Origin of the sequence: Aeromicrobium sp. YIM 150415, from assembly GCF_016918125.1 — a bacterium.
Lineage (GTDB): Bacteria > Actinomycetota > Actinomycetes > Propionibacteriales > Nocardioidaceae > Aeromicrobium > Aeromicrobium piscarium.
This window is the reverse complement of the sequence record NZ_JAERWM010000005.1, coordinates 154,986-175,071: the sequence shown is the minus strand read 5'-3', so window position 1 is coordinate 175,071 and position 20,086 is coordinate 154,986. Positions and strand designations below refer to the sequence as shown.

At 68.1% G+C, this 20,086-nt stretch carries 15 protein-coding genes; 10 read left to right on the top strand and 5 right to left on the bottom strand.

The window, feature by feature from the left end; translation table 11 throughout:
- Positions 1-149 precede the first annotated feature (149 nt).
- Entirely contained in the window at positions 150-1,040 is an 891-nt protein-coding gene (locus JL108_RS20415; protein ID WP_205197213.1) for a MaoC/PaaZ C-terminal domain-containing protein, read from the bottom strand.
- Positions 1,033-2,370, bottom strand: a complete 1,338-nt coding sequence (locus JL108_RS04175; protein ID WP_205197212.1) for a 3-oxoacyl-ACP reductase — start codon at positions 2,368-2,370, stop codon at positions 1,033-1,035. Before JL108_RS04175 ends, JL108_RS20415 begins: the two co-directional genes overlap by 8 nt.
- Before the next feature lie 119 nt (positions 2,371-2,489).
- Between JL108_RS04175 and JL108_RS04170 the strand changes: the two genes are divergently transcribed.
- Positions 2,490-3,800, top strand: a complete 1,311-nt coding sequence (locus JL108_RS04170) for an acetyl-CoA C-acetyltransferase (RefSeq protein WP_205197211.1) — start codon at positions 2,490-2,492, stop codon at positions 3,798-3,800.
- A gap of 35 nt (positions 3,801-3,835) precedes the next feature.
- Here JL108_RS04170 and JL108_RS04165 read toward each other — a convergent pair whose 3' ends face one another.
- Entirely contained in the window at positions 3,836-4,510 is a 675-nt protein-coding gene (locus JL108_RS04165; RefSeq protein WP_205197210.1) for a TetR/AcrR family transcriptional regulator, read from the bottom strand.
- Between the two features lie 53 nt (positions 4,511-4,563).
- Here JL108_RS04165 and uvrB point away from each other — a divergent pair, with 53 nt between their 5' ends.
- The 3 genes from uvrB to JL108_RS04150 all read left to right on the top strand — a co-directional run bounded on the left by uvrB (position 4,564) and on the right by JL108_RS04150 (position 8,552).
- Positions 4,564-6,642: an excinuclease ABC subunit UvrB gene (gene uvrB, locus JL108_RS04160; RefSeq protein WP_205197209.1), complete on the top strand. Its 2,079-nt coding sequence runs from the start codon at positions 4,564-4,566 to the stop codon at positions 6,640-6,642.
- Complete coding sequence (locus tag JL108_RS04155) at positions 6,635-7,375, top strand: aldose 1-epimerase (RefSeq protein ID WP_205197208.1); 741 nt, start codon at positions 6,635-6,637, stop codon at positions 7,373-7,375. Before uvrB ends, JL108_RS04155 begins: the two co-directional genes overlap by 8 nt.
- Before the next feature lie 187 nt (positions 7,376-7,562).
- Positions 7,563-8,552 (top strand): TerC family protein, encoded by a 990-nt coding sequence (locus tag JL108_RS04150; RefSeq protein WP_205197207.1) that lies wholly within the window; start codon positions 7,563-7,565, stop codon positions 8,550-8,552.
- Positions 8,553-8,556: 4 nt separating this feature from the next.
- Here the strand turns inward: JL108_RS04150 and JL108_RS04145 are convergent, their stop codons facing one another.
- Entirely contained in the window at positions 8,557-9,966 is a 1,410-nt protein-coding gene (locus tag JL108_RS04145) for an APC family permease (RefSeq protein WP_205197206.1), read from the bottom strand.
- 90 nt (positions 9,967-10,056) lie between these two features.
- Between JL108_RS04145 and JL108_RS04140 the strand changes: the two genes are divergently transcribed.
- The gene (locus JL108_RS04140; RefSeq protein WP_307837188.1) at positions 10,057-11,337 is read left to right on the top strand and encodes a cytochrome P450; all 1,281 of its coding nucleotides are present in this window, start codon (positions 10,057-10,059) and stop codon (positions 11,335-11,337) included.
- A 3-nt stretch (positions 11,338-11,340) separates the two neighbouring features.
- Here JL108_RS04140 and JL108_RS04135 read toward each other — a convergent pair whose 3' ends face one another.
- Positions 11,341-11,994, bottom strand: coding sequence for an MBL fold metallo-hydrolase (locus tag JL108_RS04135; RefSeq protein WP_205197205.1), 654 nt, complete (start codon positions 11,992-11,994; stop codon positions 11,341-11,343).
- 415 nt (positions 11,995-12,409) lie between these two features.
- Here JL108_RS04135 and uvrA point away from each other — a divergent pair, with 415 nt between their 5' ends.
- From uvrA to whiA, 5 genes are read left to right on the top strand one after another with little or no spacing between them, the layout of a single operon-like run.
- Positions 12,410-15,268: an excinuclease ABC subunit UvrA gene (gene uvrA, locus JL108_RS04130; RefSeq protein ID WP_205197204.1), complete on the top strand. Its 2,859-nt coding sequence runs from the start codon at positions 12,410-12,412 to the stop codon at positions 15,266-15,268.
- A 6-nt stretch (positions 15,269-15,274) separates the two neighbouring features.
- Positions 15,275-17,233 (top strand): excinuclease ABC subunit UvrC, encoded by a 1,959-nt coding sequence (gene uvrC / locus JL108_RS04125; RefSeq protein WP_205197203.1) that lies wholly within the window; start codon positions 15,275-15,277, stop codon positions 17,231-17,233.
- Positions 17,230-18,093 carry an RNase adapter RapZ gene (gene rapZ, locus JL108_RS04120; RefSeq protein WP_205197202.1) on the top strand — a complete coding sequence of 288 codons (864 nt, stop codon included), beginning with the start codon at positions 17,230-17,232 and terminating at the stop codon, positions 18,091-18,093. Before uvrC ends, rapZ begins: the two co-directional genes overlap by 4 nt.
- Entirely contained in the window at positions 18,090-19,025 is a 936-nt protein-coding gene (yvcK, locus tag JL108_RS04115) for a uridine diphosphate-N-acetylglucosamine-binding protein YvcK (protein ID WP_205197201.1), read from the top strand. The genes rapZ and yvcK overlap by 4 nt, the downstream gene beginning before the upstream one ends.
- A 36-nt stretch (positions 19,026-19,061) precedes the next feature.
- On the top strand, positions 19,062-20,045 hold the full coding sequence (gene whiA / locus JL108_RS04110; RefSeq protein WP_143912429.1) for a DNA-binding protein WhiA: 984 nt from the start codon (positions 19,062-19,064) through the stop codon (positions 20,043-20,045).
- The last annotated feature ends 41 nt before the right edge of the window (positions 20,046-20,086 follow it).

Genomic DNA, 20,086 nt, shown 5'->3' with positions numbered 1-20,086 from the left:
TGCGCCCCCCTCGCGGGCGGGGGGGGGGGGGCCCCCCCCCCCCGGGGGGGGGGCCCCCCCCCCCCCCCCACCGCTCCGAGAAGGGGCACGGACGATATGCCACGGAGTCACATCCTCCGTCTACCGGCGAGCGCGGGTCCGGCGCCGGATCAGGACGGAACGATGGTCCCGACGAGATGCTCCGTGTCCCCGTCCTGGCTCCGCACACCGAACAACGTGCGTCCCGGCTGCTCGTCGCGGCCGAAGACGATCGTGCCGGGCAGCAGGATGGGCTTCTTGAACTCCACGGTCGCGGTATACGCCTCGGGCAGGTCGGCCTCGAGAGCTGAGAGACACTTGGCCTTGGTCCACATGCCGTGCGCGATAGCGCGGGGGAATCCGAAGGCCTTGGCCGTGAGCGAGTGCAGATGGATCGGATTGCGGTCTCCGGACACAGCACCGTAGCTGCGGCCGAGGCTGCCGGGAAGCGTCCAATGGACCGGTCCCCGTGGCGCGTCGAGGCCGTCCAGCGGGGGAGTCGTCGGCTCGGGCCCGCTGCCGCTGCGACCCCGGAAGAACACCGTCATGCTCTCGTCCCAGACGAGCTCATCGCCGACGCGTGCCTCGGAGAGCAGCTCGACGAGCTGGCCCTTCGGATGTGGTGTGAGCTGCGCGGCGCGCAAGGAGATGTCGTAGGACTCTGCCACGCCGATCGGGCGATGCTGGGTGATCCGGTTCCGCAAGTGCACCGCACCCATCGGGGTGAACGGGAACGACGTGTCGGTCATCATCGTCAGGTGCAGGGTGTGCGCGGCCAGGTGCGGGTACGTCGCGGGCAGCGACGAGGACGAGGCGAATCCGCAGACTCGGCGATACCGCTCGAGATGGGCCTGATCCGTGGTGACCCGCCGGCGGATCAGCGTGGTCTCGGGCAGCTCGCCGCGCGAGTGCTTGATCCCCGGCAGCGACCCGATGACCGGCAATGCCGGCAACGCGGCCTTGAGCATCAGCGGCAGCCCCGCTGGCGCGGAGTCGAACGTGCGCGTGTTCTGGTCAGGCACCGAGGAACCCCTGACCGCAGACGCGCACGACATTGCCGGTGATGGCACCGGAGCCCGGGTGGGCGTACCAGGCGATCGCCTCGGCGACGTCGATCGGCTGGCCGCCCTGCGAGAGCGAGCTGAGCCGGCGCCCCGCCTCCCGGATGCCGATCGGCATCGTCTGGACCATGTCCGTCTCGATGAATCCGGGGGCGATCGCATTGACCGTGATCCGGCGATCGGTGAGCCGCGGAGCCAGCTCCTGCACGAAGCCGATGACCCCGGCCTTGGCGGTGCCGTAATTCGTCTGACCGTTGTTGCCGGCGATTCCCGCAATCGAGGAGATGCCGATGACGCGTCCGCCCTCGCGGATCAGCCCGCGGTCGAGCAGCTCGTCGGTGATGCGCTGCGGCGCACCCACGCTCACATCGATGACCTTGTCCCAGTTCTCGGCCTTCATGTTCTTGAGTCGCTTGTCGCGCGTGATGCCCGCGTTGTGGACGACGATGTCGACGCCCTCGCCCAGCTGGTCGGCGATCGTGGCCGGGGCGTCGTCGGCCGTGATGTCGGCGATGATCGACGTTCCACCGAGCTCGTCCATCAGGGTCTCGAGGTCGCCCTGCAACGGCGGGACGTCCAGGCCCACGATGGTGGCGCCGTCGCGATGCAGGGTGCGTGCCATCGCGGCTCCGAGACCACGGGACGCACCGGTCACGAGAGCGACCTTGCCCGTGAGGGGGGCGTCGGACGCCGCCGGCTCATCGGCATCGGCGAGGTCGGTGGTGCCGATCCTGATGACCTGCCCGTCGACGAAGGCGGACTTCGGCGAGAGGAGGAACTGCAGCGTCGAGTCGACCGCGTCGGCGGCCTCGGGGGAGACGTAGACCAGATTGGCAGTGCTGCCGTTACCGCCGATCTCCTTGCCCAGCGATCGCACGAAGCCCTCGAGTCCACGCTGGGCGATGGCGGCCCCGGCGCCGGCCGTGCGTTCCGGCAAGGTGCCGAGCACGACGACGCGACCGCAGGAGGCCAGCTGGCGCAGCACCGGGGTGAAGAACTCCTGCAGGGCGATGAGATCACGGGTCGAGGCCAGATCGGTGGCGTCGAAGACGAGGCCGGCGTAGCGACGTCCTTCGGCGCGCACCGTGGTCGTCTCGATCCCGTCGTTCTTCAGCAGCTGGGGCAGCGAGCCGAGCAGGAGCCCGTCCGAGGACCCGCCGAGCAGCACGGTGCCGTCGACGAGGGGGCCTCCGTCCCAGCGCTTGAGCTCCGGTGGATTGGGCAGGCCGATGTTCTTGACCAGGAACTGGGCGATCGGATTCTGGATCAGCGACTGGTAACGGTCGGTCATCGCGACATGTGTCCTATCTCTCGGATACCCTCGGTATCTGAACGCGTTAGTGTGACTGTAGCCTGCCGTGACAGGCGAGTCCACACGGACGTCCCAGCTCCTGCGAAGAAAGGTCCGTCATGGCCCAGAAGCCGGCTTCGGCCAACGACGCCACCGTCCGCCGCGTCGCGGTGATCGGCGGCAACCGCATCCCGTTCGCACGCTCCAACACCGTCTACGCGGGTGTCTCCAATCAGGAGATGTTGACGGCGGCGTTGAACGGCCTCGTCGACCGCTTCGGACTGGAAGGCGATCGTCCCGGAGAGGTGGTCGCCGGTGCGGTGCTCAAGCACAGCCGCGACTTCAACCTGACCCGCGAGACGGTCCTCGGCTCGAAGCTCTCCCCGGCCACCCCTGCCATCGACATCCAGCAGGCGTGCGACACCGGCCTGCAGGCCACCATCCAGGTGGCGAACAAGATCGCCCTGGGCAAGATCGACTACGGCATCGCGGGCGGCACCGACACCACCAGTGACGCGCCGCTCGCGGTCGGCGACAAGCTGCGCAAGATCCTCATCCAGGTCAACGCGGCCAAGGACGCGCCGACGCGGTTGAAGCTGCTCAGCAAGATCCGTCCGCAGCACCTCGCCCCCGATCAGCCTCGCAACGAGGAGCCGCGTACCGGGCTCTCGATGGGCGACTCCCAGGCCTTGACGGGCGACGAGTGGGGGATCTCGCGCGAGGCCCAGGACGAGCTCGCGGTCGCCTCGCACCAGCATCTCGCGGCGTCCTACGACGACGGCTGGCAGGACGATCTGGTCACGCCGTTCAAGGGCGTCGAGCGCGACAACAACCTGCGCGCGGATTCGAGCCTGGAGAAGCTCGCCACGCTCAAGCCGGTCTTCGGCAAGCAGCTCGGCGAGCGCGCCACGATGACGGCAGCCAATTCGACGCCCCTGTCGGACGGCGCATCGGTCGTGCTGCTCGCCTCCGAGGACGAGGCGGCCGCACGCGGCTGGGAGCCGCTGGCCTATGTGACCGACTACGAGACCGCCGCGGTCGACTACGTCAACGGCGGCGAGGGCCTGCTCATGGCCCCGGTCTATGCGGTGCCGCGCATGCTCGAGCGCAACGGGCTGACGCTGCAGGACTTCGACTTCTACGAGATCCACGAGGCCTTCGCCTCCCAGGTCCTCACCACGCTGGCCGCCTGGGAGGACGCGGACTACTGCAAGCAGAAGCTGGGGCTGGACGCTCCGCTGGGGTCGATCGATCGCGCCAAGCTGAACGTCAAGGGCTCCTCATTGGCGGCGGCGCACCCGTTCGCGGCGACCGGCGGCCGCATCGTGGCGAATCTCGCCAAGCTGCTCCACGAGAAGGGCTCGGGTCGTGGTCTGATCTCGGTCTGCGCTGCGGGCGGTCAGGGTGTGGTGGCGATCCTCGAGGCCTGAGAGGTTCCGCTAACCGATCGGCGAGGGGTGGTGGGTCATCCCTCGCCGGCGGCGGCGGAGGTCGGGGACACCGCCATCGCGACCATGGCCCGCTTCGCCCATGACACGACCTCTCCCAGCGGGAGATCCGCCATGACCGGCATGCCGGAGTTCAGCTCGCGGATCGATTTCTGGAAGCCGACGAGATTGAGGACGCCGAGGCCCTGCGCGTAGAGCACATTGGCGAGCAGCTGCGGATCGCTCACGGCGAACTCGCCGGTGGCATTACCGGCCTCGAGCGCGCGCACCACGTGGTCCAGGCACTGGAACATCGCCTGGCCCAGCTCGACGAGGCGATTCTGGCTCACCTCGTCCACGAGGTCGGTGCCGCGGAAGCGCAGCAGCGCCTGGGCGCAGTCGACGAAGGCCGGGAACGCGGTGCCGTAGGCGAAGAAGGCCTCGGCCTGGGCGTCCAGGCGCTCCGTGGGAGTGCCGGCGTTCGCGTCGGCCTCGGCCATCCGATTGCCGAGCTCGCCGAGGTAGTCCACCAGCGTCATCGCGAAGAGCTCTTCCTTCGTCGTGAAGTGCCGGTAGATGATGGCCCGGTTGATGCCGACCTTCTTGGCGATGTCGTCGATCTGCGCCTCGCGCATTCCTCGCTGGTCGAACAAGGTACGGGTGGCGTCGACGATCTCCCGGGCGCGGCGGGCCCGCCGCTCGTCTGGTGACATGGGCTCACTGTATCGATCGGTTCTTGTCAGTGGCCCGGCGTACGCTGGTCGACATGAGATCAGCGACCGAGTTGACCCGTCAAGTGGCGCCGTTCGAGGTCGTCTCGGACTACGCGCCGGCCGGGGACCAACCCGCCGCGATCGCCGAGATCAGCAAGCGCATCACGGGGGGTACGCCCGATGTCGTGCTGATGGGCGCGACGGGCACGGGCAAGACGGCCACGACGGCCTGGATCGCCGAACAGCTGCAGCGCCCCATGCTCGTCCTCTTGCCCAACAAAACCCTTGCCGCCCAGTTCGCCAACGAGCTGCGCGAGCTGCTGCCGAACAACGCGGTCGAGTACTTCGTCTCGTACTACGACTACTACCAGCCCGAGGCGTACATCGCGCAGTCCGATACCTACATCGAGAAGGACTCCTCGATCAACGAGGAGGTCGAGCGGCTGCGGCACTCGGCCACCTGGTCGCTGCTCACCCGTCGCGATGTCGTCGTGGTGGCCACCGTCTCCTGTATCTACGGTCTGGGCTCGGCGCAGGAGTACCTCAACCGCATGATCGGCTTCAAGGTCGGAGACGAGGTCGATCGTGACGAGCTGCTCCGTACCCTCGTCCAGGCGCAATACGTCCGCAACGACGTCGCCTCCACCCGCGGCACCTTCCGGGTGAAGGGCGACACGCTGGAGATCTTCCCGGTCTACCAGGAGATGGCGGTGCGAATCGAGTTCTTCGGCGATGAGATCGAGCGGCTCATGACACTCCACCCGCTCACCGGTGAGGTGCTCAGCGACGATCAGGAGCTCTTCGTCGGCGCCGCTACCCACTATGCGGCCGGACAAGACGTCATGACCCGGGCGATCGAGGGCATCCAGCGCGAGCTCGAGGAGCGGCTGCAGGTGCTCGAGCGCGAGGGCAAGCTGCTCGAGGCCCAGCGGCTGCGCATGCGCACCACCTACGACCTGGAGATGATGGAGCAGGTCGGCACCTGCTCGGGTATCGAGAACTACTCGCTGCACATGGACGGCCGCGCGCCCGGCACCGCCCCCAACTGTCTGCTGGACTATTTCCCGGACGATTTCGTCCTCGTCGTCGACGAGTCCCATGTCACCATCCCGCAGATCGGGGCGATGTACGAGGGCGATATGAGCCGCAAGCGCTCGCTCGTCGAGCACGGCTTCCGGCTGCCGAGCGCGATGGACAACCGGCCGCTGAAGTGGCCGGAGTTCCTCGAACGCATCGGTCAGACCATCTATCTGTCCGCCACCCCGGGCTCGTACGAGCTCGACAAGGTCGGCGGCGATGTGGTCGAGCAGATCATCCGGCCCACAGGGCTGGTCGATCCCGAGGTCATCGTCAAGCCCACCAAGGGGCAGATCGACGATCTGGTCGACGAGATCAACGGCCGGGTCGACAAGGGCGAGCGCGTGCTCGTCACCACCCTCACCAAGAAGATGTCCGAGGACCTCACCGACTACCTCCTCGAAGCCGGGATCCGGACCCGCTATCTCCACAGCGAGGTCGACACCCTGCGTCGCGTCGAGCTGCTCCGCGAGCTGCGTATGGGCGAGTACGACGTCCTCGTCGGCATCAACCTGCTGCGCGAGGGTCTCGACCTGCCCGAGGTGAGCCTGGTGGCGATCCTCGATGCCGACAAGGAGGGCTTCCTGCGCTCCGAGCGGTCGCTCATCCAGACCATCGGCCGCGCGGCCCGCAATGTGTCCGGTCAGGTCATCATGTACGCCGACACCATCACGGACTCGATGGAGTTCGCGATCGAGGAGACCAACCGCCGCCGCGAGAAGCAGGTCGCCTACAACCGAGAGCGCGGCATCGACCCGCAGCCGCTGCGCAAGAAGATCGGCGACATCACCGACCTGCTCGCGCGTGAGGATGCCGACACCAAGAACCTGCTCGCCGCCACCGGCGACCACCGCCGCAAGGGGGTGGCCGTGCCGCTGGGGGAGAAGGCCGCAGGAGACATGCCCTCCGGCGAGCTGGCCTCACTCATCGATCAGCTGAACCAGCAGATGCATCAGGCTGCCGAGGAGCTGCAGTTCGAGGTCGCGGCCCGTCTCCGCGACGAGATCGGCGATCTCAAGAAGGAGCTTCGCGGCATGATCGAGGCCGGTGCCTGAGCTGCTGCGACTCGTCGACGACGGCGTCGAGGTCACGATCGATCCATCCGCGGGAGGACGGATCACCTCGTTGCGGTTCGGCGATCATGAGGTGGTCGGCGGCAGCGGCGATCCGGACGAGGATCCCTCGACAGCGGGCGGCATCTTCGCGATGGTGCCGTGGGCCGGCCGCTGGCGCGGTCACCGGGCACATGGTCTCGGGCGAGACCGGGCCTGGCGCGTCGACGGTTCGGACCTCGTGCTGGACATCCTCGACGGCCCGCTGCCGGGATCGGCACGTTTGCGCTACCGCGTCGGTCCGCAAGCTCTGCACATCGGCCTCGAGTGGCAGTCGGCCTCGACCGGTGCCCCGGCGGTGCTGGGCCTCCATCCGTGGCTGCGGCGAGAGGTGAGCGGGAGCGCCGCGGCGGTCGAACTGTCGGCGGAGTTCATGCTCGAGCGCGGTGACGACCATCTCCCCACGGGCAGACGCGTCCCCGTGCCGCCGGGCCCGTGGGACGACTGTTTCCGCCTGCGGTCCGCTCCGGTGGTGCGATGGCCCGGCGTGCTGGCGCTGAAGCTCGACGCCGACACTCCGTGGTGGGTCGTCTACACCGAACGCGATTCCGCGATCTGCCTCGAGCCGCAGACGGCTCCACCCGGCGCCCTCGACCGGGCGGACGCCGGTGTCGACCTGCATCGACGCTCGATCCGGCTCAGCCTGCACGCCGAGGAGATGTCTGCGGTGGGTTGACCCTTTCGCTCGTCCGTCCCGCGCCCGCTCCTCGCCGCGAGTTCGAGCCGCCGCGGTGTCACAATGGTCGGCGGAGGACACCGTTCCTTCGCCGCAGCGCCACCGCCCAGGGGGACTCCTCAGCGACGGGACGGGTCGCGACGGGCGAGACCTCCGGCGGCCCACCCACACTCGGAGGACATCACGCGTGAACGTCTCTGCGCTCGAATGGGGTATCACCCTCGGCGTCACCATCGCCATCCTGCTCGTCGACATCCTCGTCATCGCGCGGCGGCCCCATGAACCGTCCACCCGTGAGACCTCCTTGGCGTTGTCCTTCTATATCGGCCTCGCGATCCTCTTCGGATTCTTCGTCTGGTGGCGTCACGGCCAGGACCGGGGCATCGAGTTCTTCGCCGGCTGGCTCACCGAGTACAGCCTGTCGATCGACAACCTGTTCATCTTCATCATCATCATGGCGAGCTTCGGGGTGCCGCGGAAGTACCAACAGGAGGCCCTGCTGGTCGGCATCATCCTGGCACTGGTCTTCCGCGGGATCTTCATCGCCGTGGGCGCTGCCGCCATCGAGAACCTGTCCTGGGTGTTCTACGTCTTCGGCGCCTTCCTCGTCTACACGGCCGCCAAGCTCGCCTTCGGCGGCGATGACGAGGACGACGCCGAGAACGCTGTGGTCCGGTTCGCACGACGCCGCTTCCGGATGAGCGACGAATGGCACGGTCTGACTCTGGTCGTGCGAGAAGGGGGCAAACGCGCCATCACGCCGATGGCGCTGGTCATCGTGGCGCTGGGCACCACCGATGTCATGTTCGCGCTCGACTCGATCCCCGCGATCTTCGGACTGACCCGCGAACCTTATCTCGTCTTCACCGCGAACGTGTTCGCCCTCATGGGGCTGCGTCAGCTGTACTTCCTCATCGGCGGCCTGCTGCAGCGGCTGGTCTTCTTGTCGTACGGGCTGGCTCTGCTGCTGTTCTTCATCGGCGTCAAGCTGGTCCTGGAGGCCCTGCACGAGAACGAGCTCCCCTTCATCAACGGCGGCGAGCCCGTCCCGGTGCCATCGATTCCGACGCTGGTCAGCCTCGGGGTCATCATCGCGATCCTCGCCGTGACGGCGGTCGTCAGCCTCTGGTACTCGGCCCGCCACGAGACGAGCGATTCGGCCGAGGCCGAGGGGTAGGGCCTCAGCCGCGGTCGGATCGGGGCTCCTCGGACTCTTCCACAGCCGTCAGCTGCTGTCCTCGGCGGCGGCTGGCGATGTACATCGGGATGCTGAGCACCAGCCCGAGGGCCAGCAGGATCGCGGCGACCTCGTACTCGGCCGCGGGGCGGCCCGACAGCGGGGTCACCAGGTACAGGCACGACACCACTCCCAGGAGCGCCACCGGCGTCCACGTGCGGAAGTGACCGTGGTCCACGCGGTCGCGCCGTAGCACCAGCACGGCGGCGTTGACGACGCCGAAGACCGCGAGGAGTAGGAGCGAGGTCGTTCCGCCTAGTACCGAGACGGCATTCTCACTGGCATAGGAGACATAGGCGATGAGGGCCAGGGCGATCAGCGTCGTGAAGATGATCGACACGTAGGGGGTTCGACGTCGCTGTCCCACGCGGGACAGGACACCGGGGATGATTCCTTGCCGGGCCATGCCGTAGAGCAGACGGCTGGCCATCAGCATGTTGATGAGCGCAGAGTTCGCGACGGCGAACATGGAGATGAAGGGCAGGATGTCGGCGATCGGCAGGTTCGGCGCGCCCCGTTCGACGACGGTCACCAAGGGCGTGTCGTTGCTGGCGAGATCGCCGACCGGCACGAGCGCCACGGCGCAGATGGAGACCAGCACGTAGGTGCCGCCGGCGATGCCGAGACCGGTGAGCATGATCCGCGGGAAGATGCGATTGGGCTCGTGGCATTCCTCGGCCATGTTCACCGAGTCCTCGAAGCCGACCATCGCGAAGAAGGCCAGCGAGGTGGCCGTCGTGACGGCCAGGAAGACGTTCTTGTCGTCCGGCGTCTCGAAGGCGACCACACGGCCCCAGTCCGCGTTGCCCCCGGCGATCGCGTAGAAGCCGACGAGGATCACCAGCAGCAGGCCCGACAACTCGATCATCGTGAGCACGACATTGGTCTTGACGCCCTCGCTGACGCCGCGCAGGTTGATCGCCGCGACGACGAGCATGAAGCCGAGAGCCATGGCCATGATCGACGTGTTGCCGGCCTCCCAGCCGACCCCGACGGCCAGATTGGAGGCGAAGGCCCGCGCGGCCGTCGATGCCGAGGTGATACCCGAGCACATGACCGTGAAGGCGATCATGAAGGTCAGCAGGTGGATCCCGAAGGCCTTGTGCACGTACAGGGCGGCGCCGGCGGCTTGCGGGTACTTGGTCACGAGCTCCAGATAGGAGAAGGCCGTCAAGAGGGCCACAGCGAAGGCGATGAGGAAGGGCAGCCACGCCGCGCCCCCGACCTCGGCGGCCACCTGACCGGTGAGAGCGTAGACACCGGTGCCGAGGATGTCGCCGACGATGAACAACAGGAGCAGCTTCGGCCCCATCACCCGGCGGAGTTCCGGCTGCTGGGAGGTCTGGGTGGTCATCGTCGTCGCCTCGTCTCTGCCGAGCTGGTGTGTGGTCCAACACTGCTCCGCCTCGGTCCTCGCGGCAACCGGTACGTGTACGGTGTTGCGGTGTCGTTGTTGAGGACCTATGGCGCGCGCCTGGGCGGTGCCCTGGCGCGTCGGCACGTGCGCAAGCGCGGAATCGATCTCTCCCGGATCTCGTTCATCCCCGAGGAGACCAAGCGGCCATTGCAGCGTGAGGGCACCGATCCGGTGGCCGAGATGGCCGAGTACCGGGCCGGGTCTCCGCTGCGCAAACTCGATCTCCCGTTCGCCTTCGACGCCTATCTGATCACCGGGCACGCCGAAGCCCGTGAGGTGCTGACCGCCCGCGACACCTACTCGAACGACATCCGGCACCTGTTCAGCGGATCCGGACCGGCGACCTCCGACGATATCGGCGGCCTCGGCTTCACCGATCCGCCGCTGCACACGCGACTGCGCAAGATCGTGACCCCGGAGTTCACGATGCGCCGGCTGGCACGGCTCGAGCCGATGATCGACCGGATCGCCGATGAGGCCCTCGATGCGCTCGAACAGGCCGGTCCCGGGGCCGATCTGGCCAAACACGTCGCCTTCCCGGTGCCGTTCAACACGATCTGCGCGCTGCTGGGCCTGGACTACGACGATCGCGAGGAGTTCGCGAAGCTGGGCAGCCAGCGCTTCGATGCCACGAACGGTGCGGCTGCTGCCTTCGGCGCGGTGTCCGCGCAGCGCGAGTTCCTCTTCGATGCCGTGGCGCGTCAGCGGGTCGAGCCGGGGCCGGGCCTCATCGGGCAGATCATCCAGGCCGAGGGCGATCAGATCTCCGATGTCGACCTCGCGGGGCTCGCCGACGGTGTCTTCACCGGGGGCTTCGAGACGACCGCCGGGATGATCGCGTTGAGCACGGTCGTGCTGCACCGCGACCCCACCTATGCCGATCTCGTGCGCTCGGGCAATCGCGAGACGGTGGACCGGGTCATCGAGGAGCTGCTGCGCTATCTCGCGGTCGTGCAGGTGGCCTTCCCGCGGTTCGCGAAACAGGACATGGAGCTGTTCGGCACGTCATTGAAGAAGGGCGATGTCGTCCTGGCCTCGTTGAGCGCCGCCAATCGCGACCCGAAGAGCGCGGGGGAGCGCCCCGACGAGTTCGATCCCTATCGGGTGCCGACCAGCGGACACCTGGCCTTCGGACATGGCATCCATCGCTGTATCGGTGCCGAGCTGGCGCGGATGGAGCTGCGGATCGTGCTGCCCAAGCTGCTGCAACGGTTCCCGGCGCTCGCGCTGGCGGTCCCCGAGAGCGATCTGGAGTTCCGTCAGCTCAGCTTCGTCTTCGGCATCGACGAGCTCCCCGTCACCTGGTAGCCGTCACCACCCGCGGTCGCGCCATTCGCTGAGGTGCGGGCGTTCGGCGCCGAGGGTGGAGTCATTGCCGTGGCCGGGGTAGAACCAGGTGTCGTCGTCGAAGCGTCCGAAGATCTTGGACTCGACATCGCCGATGAGGCTCCGGAAATCCTCCTCCGACCAGGTCTTGCCCACGCCTCCGGGGAAGAGCGAGTCGCCTGTGAAGAGGTGCACGATGTCATCGGGGTCGTCATAGGCCAGGACGATCGACCCGGGCGTGTGGCCCACGATCTCGATCACCTCGAGCTCACAGGTGCCGACCACGATGCGGGCACCGGTGCGCACCCGCACGTCGACGGGCACGGGCAGCTCGTCCGCATCGTCCTCGCCCGCCACGGTCTGCGCGCCGGTCGCCGCGACGACAGCGGGGAGTGCCTGCACGTGATCGGGATGACGATGGGTGGTCACGACGCGCGCCAGACCCGCGTCGCCGATGAGTTCCAGCAGTCGCGGTGCCTCGTCGGCCGCGTCGATCAGCGCCTGCTCGCCGGTGATCGTGCACTGCAGCAGATAGGCGTTGTTGCTCATCGGGCCGACGGCGACCTTGGTGATCCGCAGATCGCCGGCCTCCCGCACATCCGGAGCTCCACCGACTTCGACTTCTCCCGTGTACGTCATGGTCCTGACCCTAGCGTCCCCGCTCCTGGGCGGTGAGTAGTCCCACACTCCACGCCGGAACGTGCGGGACACCTCCAGTGCTGCTCCGTTGGTGCGGTTTCGGCGGTCGAGTAGCCACAGTCGCTCTGTGACCGTGGCCGTGGAGCCGGTCGCCGGCCCCCGGCTCTCGTCGCTCGCGATCCACCAGACGACCGACGATGTGCTTTCGTGGTTGCTATAGCCGCCACCCGAGCACATCCTCGGTCGCCGAGTGGACCAGTTGACGCCGGCGGTGAGCTACCACGCACCAGAGCGCGGAACGTGGGGGATAGCTCACCGACCCGCGAGGCGGGATGTGGGACAGCTCACCGCCCGCGGAGGCCGCTCGAGAACTCGCTCAAGAGAAACTGTCGGTGCCCCTCGTTACGCTGGTCGGGTGGCTGATCGTCTCGTGATTCGCGGTGCACGCGAGCACAATCTCAAGGACGTCTCGCTCGATCTACCCCGTGATGCGCTCATCACGTTCACGGGGCTCTCCGGATCGGGCAAGTCGTCGCTCGCCTTCGACACCATCTTCGCCGAAGGGCAGCGTCGCTATGTCGAATCGCTGTCGGCCTATGCGCGGCAATTCCTCGGTCAGATGGACAAGCCGGATGTCGACTTCATCGAGGGTCTGTCGCCGGCGGTCTCGATCGACCAGAAGTCCACGTCACGCAACCCGCGTTCCACGGTCGGCACCATCACCGAGGTGTACGACTATCTGCGCCTGCTGTACTCGCGTGCCGGGCATCCGCACTGCCCGGTGTGTGGCGAGGCGATCAGCCGGCAGACGCCCCAGCAGATCGTCGACCGTATCCTCGACGGCGCGGAGGGCACGCGTTTCCAGGTGCTCGCGCCGATGATCCGCGGTCGCAAGGGCGAGTACGCCGAGCTGTTCAGCACCCTGCAGCAACAGGGCTTCAGCCGCGCGATCGTGGACGGCGAGATGCACCAGCTCGCCGACGAGCCGCCCAAGCTCGCCAAGCAGAAGAAGCACACCATCGACGTCGTCGTCGACCGCCTCACGGTCAAGGCCAGCTCCAAGCAGCGGCTCACCGAGTCGGTCGAGACCGCGCTCGCCCTGGCCGACGGTCTGGTGGTCATCGACTACGTGGATCTGTCCGACGACGATCCGGCTCGTCATCGGCGGTTCTCCGAGAAGCTCGCCTGCCCGAACGACCACCCGTTGCAGATCGACGAGCTCGAGCCACGGTCCTTCTCCTTCAACGCCCCCTTCGGCGCCTGCCCCGAATGCCATGGCCTCGGCAGCCGGATGGAGGTCGACCCCGAGCTACTCGTCCCGGATCCGGAGAAGTCGCTCGCCGAGGGGGCCATCGCCGCATGGGCCTACAACCAGGTCTCGGAGTACTTCCTGCGTCTCACCGAGGCGCTCGCGGACGAGCTCGGCTTCTCGATCGACACCCCGTACATCGAGCTGCCCGGTGACGTGAAGAACGCGCTGATGCACGGCCACGAGACCAAGGTGCACGTCCGCTACAAGAACCGGTACGGACGCGAGCGCTCGTACTACTCGGCCTTCGAGGGCGCCGTCGGCTTCGTTCAGCGGCGATACGCCGAGACCGAGTCCGACACGAACCGCGAGCGGCTCGAGGGCTTCATGCGCGAGGTGCCGTGCCCGACCTGCGGCGGCACGCGCCTCAAGCCCGTCATCCTCGCGGTCACCATCGAGTCGGCCAAGTACGGCGCCAAGAACATCGCCGAGCTGTGCCATCTCTCGATCGCAGAGGCCGCGGAGTTCCTCGACGACCTCGTGATGAACGATCGCGAGCGTCAGATCGGCGGCCGGGTGCTCAAGGAGATCCACGAGCGACTGCGGTTCCTGCTCGATGTAGGCCTGGACTACCTGTCGCTGGACCGTGCCGCCGGCTCACTCTCGGGCGGCGAGGCCCAGCGCATCCGACTCGCCACGCAGATCGGCGCCGGCCTGGTCGGCGTCCTCTACGTGCTCGACGAGCCGTCCATCGGACTGCACCAACGCGACAACCACCGCCTCATCGAGACCCTCGTGCGGCTCAAGAATCTCGGCAACACGCTCATCGTCGTCGAGCACGACGAGGACACCATCCGCACGTCGGACTGGGTGGTCGACATCGGCCCGGGGGCCGGCGAGCACGGCGGCCAGGTCATGGTGTCGGGCACGGTCGACGAGCTGCTGGCCAATGACGACTCCCTCACCGGTCGTTACCTCAGCGGCAAGGAGAGCATCCCGCTGCCGGAGAAGCGGAGGCCACGCCAAGAGGGACGCGAGGTCACCGTGCGAGGTGCCCGTGAGAACAACCTGCGCGATATCGATGTCACCTTCCCGCTCGGTCAGCTCGTCGCGGTTACGGGGGTGTCCGGCTCGGGCAAGTCCACGCTCGTGAACGACATCCTCTACACCTCCCTCGCCCGCGCGATCTACAAGGCGCGCACGATCCCCGGCCGGCACCGCGCCATCGACGGGATCGAGAACCTCGACAAGGTCATCCACGTCGACCAGTCGCCGATCGGGCGCACGCCGCGCTCCAACCCGGCGACCTACACCGGCGTGTTCGACCACGTCCGCAAGCTCTTCGCCCAGACTCCCGAGGCCAAGATGCGGGGCTACCTGCCGGGACGCTTCTCCTTCAATGTCAAGGGCGGCCGCTGCGAGGCGTGCCACGGCGACGGCACGATCCGCATCGAGATGAACTTCCTGCCCGATGTCTACGTGCCCTGCGAGGTCTGCCACGGTGCGCGGTACAACCGCGAGACCCTCGAGGTGCACTACAAGGGCAAGACCATCGCCGATGTCCTCGACATGCCGATCGAGGAGGCCGTCGACTTCTTCGAGGCCATCCCGGCCATCGCCCGGCACATGCGCACGCTCGTCGACGTCGGGCTGGGCTATGTGCGGCTCGGCCAGTCCGCGCCCACGCTGTCCGGCGGCGAGGCGCAGCGCGTCAAGCTGGCCGCTGAGCTGCAGAAGCGATCCACCGGCCGCACGATCTACGTGCTCGACGAGCCGACCACCGGCCTGCACTTCGAGGACATCCGCAAGCTCCTCGGCGTGTTGCAGCGGCTGGTCGACACCGGCAACTCGGTCCTGGTCATCGAGCACAATCTCGACGTCATCAAGTCCTCGGACTGGATCATCGACATGGGCCCGGAGGGCGGCAGCGGTGGCGGCGTGCTGGTCGCCGAGGGCACTCCCGAGGACGTAGCGGCCAATCCGGCGAGCCACACCGGGCGCTTCCTGGCGCCCCTCCTGGCGTGAGCGCCGATGGCTGATCCGGCCACTTATCGGCCCAAACCGGGCGAGATCCCGACCGAGCCGGGCGTCTACCGCTTCCGCGATGCCGAACGCCGCGTGATCTACGTCGGCAAGGCCAAGTCGCTGCGACCACGTCTCAGCTCCTATTTCCAGGACATCGCGCACCTGCACCCGCGGACGCAGCAGATGGTGACCACGGCGGCATCGGTCGAGTGGACCGTGGTCGGCACCGAGGTCGAGGCACTGGCGCTGGAGTACTCCTGGATCAAGGAGTACGACCCTCGCTTCAACGTCAAGTACCGCGACGACAAGTCCTACCCGTGGCTGGCGGTCACCGTGGGGGAGGAGTTCCCGCGTGTGCAGGTGATGCGCGGCGCGCAGCGCAAGGGGGTCCGGTACTTCGGGCCGTACGGACACGCGTGGGCGATCCGCGACACCGTCGACACTCTGCTGCGTGTCTTCCCCATGCGATCGTGCTCGGCCGGAGTCTTCCGTCGCTCCAAGGCGATCGGCCGGCCATGCCTGCTCGGGGACATCGGCAAATGCGCGGCCCCCTGCGTCGGGCGGGTGTCCGCCGAGGAGCATCGCGACATCGTCGACGACTTCCTTGCGTTCATGGGTGGCCAGACCGCCGGCTTCACCCGGCGGATCGAACAGCAGATGCGCGACGCGGCCGGACGCCAGGAGTACGAGCTCGCCGCCAAGTACCGCGACGACCTCTCCGCCCTGCAACGCGTCCTGGAGAAGCAGACCGTGGTCCTCGGGGACGGCACCGATGCCGATGTCTTCGGCTTCGTCGACGATCCCCTGGAGGTCGCGGTCCAGATCTTCTCGGTGCGCGGCGGGCGTGTGCGCGGACAGCGCGGCTGGGTCGCCGACAAGGAGGACGATGCCGCCCTGGCCGAGCTGGTGCAGCATGCGGTGATGACCCTCTACCAGGACGCGGTCGAGGAGGCGATCCCCAAGCGGGTGCTGGTGCCCGAGCTCCCGGCCGATCTCGAAGCGGTCGAGGCGCTGCTCAGCGAGCAGCGCGGAGGTCCCGTGCGGATCCGCGTGCCGCAACGCGGTGACAAGAAACGGCTGATGGAGACCGTCGAGCAGAACGCCAAGCAGGCGATGGGCCGGCACAAGCTCAAGCGCAGCGGCGATCTCACCGCCCGGAGCCTGGCCCTGGAGGAGATCCAGGCGGCCCTCGGGCTGGCCGAGCCGCCGCTGCGGATCGAGTGCTTCGACATCTCCAATCTCCAGGGCACCGAGATCGTCGCCTCCATGGTGGTCTTCGAGGACGGTCTGGCCCGCAAGTCCGAGTACCGTCGTTTCACCGTGCGCCATGAGGGCCAGAGCGATGTCGCGGCGATGCACGAGGTCATCACCCGCCGGTTCGAGAACTATCTGAGGGCCCGCGACCGCCAGGGCGACGAGGAACCGGGGATCGACCCGGAGACCGGCAAGCCGCGCAAGTTCGCGTATGCGCCCTCCTTGGTCGTCGTCGACGGCGGACCACCCCAGGTAGAGGCCGCGCGGGCGGCGATGGCGGAGCTCGGCATCGAGGGCGTCGCCCTGTGCGGGCTGGCCAAGAAGCTCGAGGAGGTGTGGCTGCCCGATGACGAGGACCCGGTGATCCTTCCCCGCACGAGCGAAGGTCTCTATCTCCTGCAGCGAGTCCGCGACGAAGCCCATCGTTTCGCCATCTCCCACCACCGCACGCGCCGGAGCAAGTCCATGGTCGAGAGCCTGCTCGATCCGATCCCCGGGCTGGGGGACACGCGACGCAAGGCGCTGATGAAGCAGTTCGGATCGCTCAAGCGGCTTCGTGCCGCGACGGCCGAGGAGATCGAGGCGGTGCCCGGTATCGGTCCGGCTACGGCAGAATCGATCGTGCAGGCCCTGCGAGACGGATCGCCGGCCGGGCCGGCGATCGACACTCGCACGGGTGAGATCATCGACGACGGAGAGGGCAGTACGTGAGCACGATCAACGAGGTCGTCCTGGTCACCGGCATGACCGGTGCGGGACGCGGCACCGCCGCGAAGGTCTTGGAGAAGCTCGGCTACTACGTCATCGACAATCTGCCCGCCCCGATGCTCGCCGATGCCGTGCGCACGGTCGGCGAGGCCGGCGATGTCGATCGATTCGCGCTGGTGGTGGACGCGCGCTCCCGTGGTTTCTTCGGTGCCCTGGTCGACCAGGTCGAGGCAGTGAAGGAGTCCGGTGTGGCCGTCCGGATCCTGTATCTGGAGGCGGCCGACGATGTCCTCGTGCGTCGTCAGGAGGCCGCGCGTCGGCCGCATCCGCTCAGCCACGAGGGCCGGCTGATGGACGGCTTCGACCGCGAGCGCGACCTGCTGCGCAATGTGCGGGCGGCGGCCGATCTCGTCATCGACACGACCCGCCTCAACACCCACCAGCTCGCCCAGCGGATGCAGGCCGCCTTCGAGGTTCCCGGACAGTACGGTCTGCGGGCGACGGTCGTCTCCTTCGGCTTCAAATACGGCATCCCGATCGACGCCGACATGGTCGCCGATATGCGTTTCCTGCCCAATCCCTATTGGGACGACGATCTGCGCGCTCTGAGCGGGCTGGACGACCCGGTGCGCACCTATGTCGAGGCGCAGCCACGCGCGGTCGAGTTCCTGGACAGCTATGAGCAGCTGATCGCTCTGCTGACCGACGGCTTCCTACACGAGGACAAGCACTTCCTGACCGTCGCGATCGGCTGCACGGGCGGACGGCACCGTAGCGTCGCGATGTCCGAGGCGCTCGCGAGCCGGCTCCGGGCGCACGGGGTCAAGACGCTGGTCGTGCACCGCGATCTGGGGAAGGAATGAGTTCGCGCGTCGTCGCTCTCGGGGGAGGGCACGGGCTGGCCGCCAGTCTGGCGGCTCTGCGGCGGGTGACCGACGATCTCACCGGCATCGTCACGGTGGCGGACAACGGCGGCTCGTCGGGACGGCTGCGCGAGGAGTTCGGCATCCTGCCTCCCGGAGACCTCCGGATGGCGTTGGCGGCACTGTGCCGCGATGACGACTGGGGTCGCACGTGGGCGGGGATCCTGCAGCATCGTTTCAGCGGCGAGGGGCCGCTCGGCAACCACGCGCTCGGGAACCTGCTGCTGGCCGCGACGTGGGACCGGCTGGGCGACACCGTCCGCGGGCTCGCGCTCGTCGGCGAGCTGCTCGGCGCGCAAGGACGCGTGCTGCCGATGGCCTCCGTCCCGCTGACGATCGAGGCCGATGTCCGATCGCGGACCTCCCCCTATCCCGTGGAGCGTGTGCGAGGCCAGGCGCAGGTCGCCTCGACACCCGGTGAGGTCCTCGGAGTCCGTCTCGAGCCCGCCGATCCGCCGGCGTGCCCTGAGTCGGTGGCTGCCATCGACGCCGCCGACTGGGTCGTCGTCGGGCCGGGGTCGTGGTTCACCAGCGTCATGCCCAATCTGCTGGTCCCGAGCCTGCGCGAGGCGCTCGTGCGCACCAGCGCGCGGCGCATCCTGGTGCTCAATCTGGTCGACCAGCCGGGGGAGACCGAGGGGTTGACCCCGTCCGCACACCTGGACGTCCTCGTCGAGCACGCCCCCGATCTGCGACTGGACGTCATCGTGGCCGATCGACGCAGTGTGGCCGGTGACTCGGCGCTCCAGCACGTCGCTCGTCGCGTGGGTGCCAGGCTGGTCTGCGCCGATGTCGCGTCGCGGGAGCGGCCCGACCAGCACGATCCGGAGCTGCTCGCCCAGGTATTCACGAAGGTTTTCAGCGAGGCATAGAGTGAAGCGAGCACTCTTCGAGGAGGAACACCGCGGATGGCGATGACGACCCAGGTCAAGTCCGAGCTGGCGCAGACACCGATCACCAAGTCCTGCTGCCGCAAGGCCGAGGTCTCCACGATCCTGCGCTTCGCCGGCGGGCTGCATATCGTGTCGGGCCGGATCGTGGTGGAGGCCGAGCTCGACTCGGGTGCCACGGCGCGCCGCCTGCGCAAGGACATCGCCGAGGTCTACGGACACGGCAGCGAGTTGCTGGTGCTGCAGAACGGCGGCATCCGCAAGGGCACCTCGTACGTGGTGCGGGTGGCCAAGGAAGGCGACGCCCTGGCTCGGCAGACCGGTGTGGTCGACGCCAGCGGCAGGCCCATCAGGGGTCTTCCGCCCCAGGTGGTCTCCGGGGCGTCCTGCGACGCGGTGGCTGCGTGGCGCGGCGCCTTCCTGGCACGTGGATCGCTGACCGAGCCCGGCCGTTCGTCCTCCCTCGAGGTGACCGCCCCCGGGCCGGAGGCGGCGCTGGCCCTCGTGGGCTCGGCCCGTCGGCTGGGTATCGCCGCGAAGGCGCGTGAGGTGCGCGGCGCCGACCGCGTCGTGATCCGCGACGGCGAGGCCATCGGCGCGCTCTTGACGCGCCTCGGAGCCCACGAGGCGCTGCTGGCGTGGGAGGAACGGCGCATGCGCCGCGAGGTGCGTGCGACCGCCAACCGGCTGGCCAACTTCGATGACGCCAATCTGCGCCGTTCGGCGCGCGCGGCCGTCGCCGCCGGGGCCCGGGCGCAGCGCGCCCTCGAGATCCTCGGCGACGAGGTGCCGGACCACCTGAAGCTCGCGGGGCTGCTGCGCGTGGAGCATCGCCAGGCGAGCCTGGAGGAACTGGGTCAATTGCACGACCCGGTGCTCACCAAGGATGCGATCGCCGGCCGGATCCGCCGCCTGCTGGCGATGGCGGACAAGCGTGCACAGGACCTCGGTATCCCCGACACCGAGGCGGGTCTGAACGAGGATCTCCTGCCCGATCATTGAGGGCGTCGGTCCGCACGCTGGCCGACAACGGCAGTAGTAGG

Bases quoted from the DNA above. Each gene is read 5' to 3' on its own strand.
- whiA (WP_143912429.1), top strand. From the start codon at position 19,062: ATGGCGATGACGACCCAGGTCAAGTCCGAGCTGGCGCAGACACCGATC.
- JL108_RS04175 (WP_205197212.1), bottom strand. From the start codon at position 2,370: ATGACCGACCGTTACCAGTCGCTGATCCAGAATCCGATCGCCCAGTTC.
- JL108_RS04170 (WP_205197211.1), top strand. From the start codon at position 2,490: ATGGCCCAGAAGCCGGCTTCGGCCAACGACGCCACCGTCCGCCGCGTC.
- JL108_RS04145 (WP_205197206.1), bottom strand. From the start codon at position 9,966: ATGACCACCCAGACCTCCCAGCAGCCGGAACTCCGCCGGGTGATGGGG.
- JL108_RS04165 (WP_205197210.1), bottom strand. From the start codon at position 4,510: ATGTCACCAGACGAGCGGCGGGCCCGCCGCGCCCGGGAGATCGTCGAC.
- JL108_RS04135 (WP_205197205.1), bottom strand. From the start codon at position 11,994: ATGACGTACACGGGAGAAGTCGAAGTCGGTGGAGCTCCGGATGTGCGG.
- uvrB (WP_205197209.1), top strand. From the start codon at position 4,564: ATGAGATCAGCGACCGAGTTGACCCGTCAAGTGGCGCCGTTCGAGGTC.
- uvrC (WP_205197203.1), top strand. From the start codon at position 15,275: ATGGCTGATCCGGCCACTTATCGGCCCAAACCGGGCGAGATCCCGACC.
- yvcK (WP_205197201.1), top strand. From the start codon at position 18,090: ATGAGTTCGCGCGTCGTCGCTCTCGGGGGAGGGCACGGGCTGGCCGCC.